Origin of the sequence: Protofrankia symbiont of Coriaria myrtifolia, from assembly GCF_900634755.1 — a bacterium.
GTDB classification, from domain to species: domain Bacteria; phylum Actinomycetota; class Actinomycetes; order Frankiales; family Frankiaceae; genus Protofrankia; species Protofrankia coriariae.
Genome location: NZ_CAAAFS010000063.1, coordinates 1 through 3,410, shown reverse-complemented (window position 1 = coordinate 3,410; position 3,410 = coordinate 1). Strand labels below are relative to the sequence as shown.

2 protein-coding genes are annotated in these 3,410 nt (G+C 69.1%); both read right to left on the bottom strand.

Features of this window, described 5'->3' with window-relative positions; translation table 11 throughout:
- Nucleotides 1–786: 786 nt before the first annotated feature.
- Nucleotides 787–2,286, bottom strand: a complete 1,500-nt coding sequence (locus CM1CMNOD_RS03345; protein WP_013872258.1) for an NAD(P)/FAD-dependent oxidoreductase — start codon at nucleotides 2,284–2,286, stop codon at nucleotides 787–789.
- A 123-nt stretch (nucleotides 2,287–2,409) separates the two neighbouring features.
- On the bottom strand, nucleotides 2,410–3,276 hold the full coding sequence (locus CM1CMNOD_RS03340) for a uracil-DNA glycosylase (protein ID WP_013872257.1): 867 nt from the start codon (nucleotides 3,274–3,276) through the stop codon (nucleotides 2,410–2,412).
- Nucleotides 3,277–3,410 lie beyond the last annotated feature (134 nt).

The following is a 3,410-nucleotide window of genomic DNA, read 5'->3' as shown; positions in this document are numbered from 1 at the left end:
CGCGACGCCCACGCCAACGCCCGCCGCGCCGCCCACGCCAACGCCCGCCGCGCCGCCCGCGGGAACGCCCCGACAGCCGGGCCGCGCGGCGCTTACGGTCCCCGCGTCCCGGGTGGTCGATGCTCGCCCGCCGGACAGTGGCCGCGCAGGACACCCACTCATGGAAATGCCCGCCATAGTGGCCTACGGCGGGCATTCAATGTTAAAACATTACAAATTAGATGATCACAAGTCAGATGGCATGTCCTGTCCCCGGGGCGAGAACAGCAGTGGCCCGCGTGTTCAGTCAGTTGGTGATGCCCGGGCGGACAGGTCACAAGGCGGCGGCGGACGGCCACCGGAAGCAGCCGGCGACATCCATATCCGCTGTATTTGCCGTACTCGCGGGAGTGCGTGGGTGCCGGCCCGGTGGGCCGCGGCACCCGGGCGCCGTAACCGGAACCCACCTCGCCAACGCCGGCGACCCAGCTGCCCCGAGCGGGAGCAGCTGCTCCCGCGGCCGGGGATCCATACCGTCGCGGCCGGGCAGGCCCACCGCCGGACACGCTGCCGACCGGTTCACGGGCCGCCCGGGATACCGCCGTGACCGGAGAGCCCCGCCACCACGGCCGGGAGCCTGCGCTCCGACGGCCGGGGGCCTGCGCCGCCCCGACGCGATACCGCGGGTGGTGACGATACGGCGACGATACGGCGGGCAGTGACATACGGGAAGTAACGAAGAACTGTAGGTGACCGTACGTCACGAGCCGATTGATCCTGCCCTCTCCTGCCCTCGGTCGTTCCCGGTCAGGCCAGCGGTGTTCCCCCGGGGGTCTTGGCCGGCCCCGCGGTCCTGGCAGGCGCGGGCGACTTGCGGGCGGCTCCGACGGAACCGTTCGTCTCCGTCTGTCCTGTCGCCTCCGCCCGTCCCGCCGGCTTCCCGGCGAGCGCGGGCTGCTGGGCAGCCGACCCAGGCGCCGCCACTGCCGGAGCGCCCGGCGGGGTCGCGGCCGCGCGGAAGCTCGCCCGGGGGTCGGCGAAGGATCCCAGCGAGACAATCTCCCGCCGGAAGAACAGCGACAGCGTCCAGTCAGCGAGCACCCGCACCTTGCGGTTGAAGGTCGGCACCCGGCTGAGGTGGTAGGTACGGTGCATCAGCCACGCGGGCCAGCCACGCAGCTTCATCCCGTACACGTCGGCCACGCCCTTGTGCAGGCCGAGCGACGCGACGCTCCCGGCGTACTTGTGCTCGTACGGCGCGATCGGCTCAGCGCGGAGATCGGCGAGAATGTTGTCCGCCAGCACCTTGGCCTGGCGGACGGCGTGCTGAGCGGAAGGACCGGTAGTCACACCCTCGCCCTTGGTGAGGTCGGGTACCGCGGCGCAGTCACCCGCCGTCCACGCCTGCTCGACGCCGTCCACCTGGAGAAAAGCGGTCGCCCTGATCCGGCCCCGGTCGTCGAGTGGGAGATCGGTGTTGGCGAGCAGCGGATGAGCCTTGACCCCGGCGGTCCAGACGATGGTCTCGGCGTCGAACTCCTCACCGCTGTCGAGCACCACATGACCGTCGACAAGGCTTTTCACCCGGGTATTGATTTTCATCTCGATACCACGGTGCTCAAGCTGCTTCAACGTGTACAGGCCCATCGCCGGCGAAACCTCCGGCAGCACCCGCCCGCTCGCCTCCACCATCACCCAGCGCATGTCCGACGGCGACAGTTCGGGATAGAACTTGCAGGCGTCCCGGGCCATATCCTCAAGCTCGGCTATCGCCTCGATGCCCGCGAACCCGCCACCGATGAATACAAATGTCAGCGCGCGGCGCCGAAGCTGCGGGTCGGTGCTGGACGCGGCGGCGTCCATTCGTTCGATGACCTTGTTCCGGATGTGGATCGCCTCGGCCACGCTCTTGAAGCCGATACCCCGCTCCGCGAGGCCCGGGATGGGCAGCGTCCGGGCGATCGACCCCGGACAGGCGACCAGAATGTCATAATGGAGATCATGTGGCGCGCCCTGATTTGGCGCGATATAGGCGACACGCTGGGCATGATTGATCCCGGTCACGCTACCGCTGACCACACGGCAACCATTCAGCACCCTACGTAGTGGCACGACAACGTGTCGTGGCTCGAGGTTTCCCGCCGCCGCTTCGGGAAGAAACGGCTGATATGTCATGTACGAGTTGGGCTCGACCACCGTCACGGTCGCCTCGCCCTGACGAAGGCGACGCTGGAGACGCAAAGCCGTGTACATACCGACGTAACCGCCACCCACAACAAGGATGTGCGGAGGTTGTCCAAAGCTCATACAAAAAAGGTACCCGCCACCACGCGACCATGCCCCCGGATACGGTGCCGGTGGACGACGGACTCACGTGACGTACAACACGCGGAGATCAACTCGGTGACGTGTACATCGACAACGGTTCAGTTATTTATCACTGACCGCGCCACTTACCTCCGCCGCGGCACCGAGCACAGCGTCGATCATCTCGGCGGTGACCCGCCCGGTGAACGTGTTCTGCTGGCTGGGATGGTAGCAGCCGAAGACAACCAGCCCCGCACGATGTTCGGTGACACCCCGTCCAGCGACATCTCGTTCAGTGACGGCTTCTGTGGAGGCGGCTCGCCGCGCCGGGCCGGCTGGTGAACTCGCGGGGCCCACCGCGGGAACATCCGCGGGAACATCCGCGAGGACGACCCGACGGCCGTGCCCGAACGCCGGCCGTGGCGACGGCACCGGATGGCCGGCCCGCCCCAGGGCGGGCCACAGCGCCGTCCAGGCGAACCCGCCGAGCACGACGATCGCGCGCAGCGTCGGCCGCAACAGTTCAAGATCGCGGATCAGCCATCCCTGGCAGGCATCCCGTTCCAGCGTGGTCGGCTTGTTCGCCGGTGGGGCGCAGCGCACCGCGGCCACGATGCGGGTGGAGATCAGACGCTGACCGTCACCGGCCGACAGCGACGTCGGCAACCGCGCAAGCCCGACCCGGTGCAGAGAGGCGAACAGCCAGTCACCACTGCGATCGCCGGTAAAGATCCGTCCGGTGCGGTTGCCACCGTGCGCCGCCGGTGCCAGACCGACAACGAGCACCCGGGCGTCCGCGGGGCCGAACGACGGCACCGGCCGTCCCCAGTAACGCTCCCGCGCGAAAGCGGCCCGCCGCAACTGGGCGACCTCCTCCCGCCAGTCGACCAGCCGCGGACAGGCCCGGCACACCGACATCCTGGCGTCGAGCTCGGCGGTGTCGGCCGCGGAGGCGGCGAGCCGACCGACATCACCTGGCGTGACCGCCACCGGGGTCGCCGCCGAGGCGGGATCCCCCGGCCAGCCAGACCCCGGCGCGACCGGACGCCGGTCGTCGCCATTCCCGGCATCGCCCTCGCCACCAGCGGAGCCGCCCTCGCCATCAGCGGCACCGATGACCTCAC

Coding starts and splice junctions, on each gene's coding strand:
- CM1CMNOD_RS03345 (WP_013872258.1), bottom strand. CDS start 2,286: ATGAGCTTTGGACAACCTCCGCACATCCTTGTTGTGGGTGGCGGTTAC.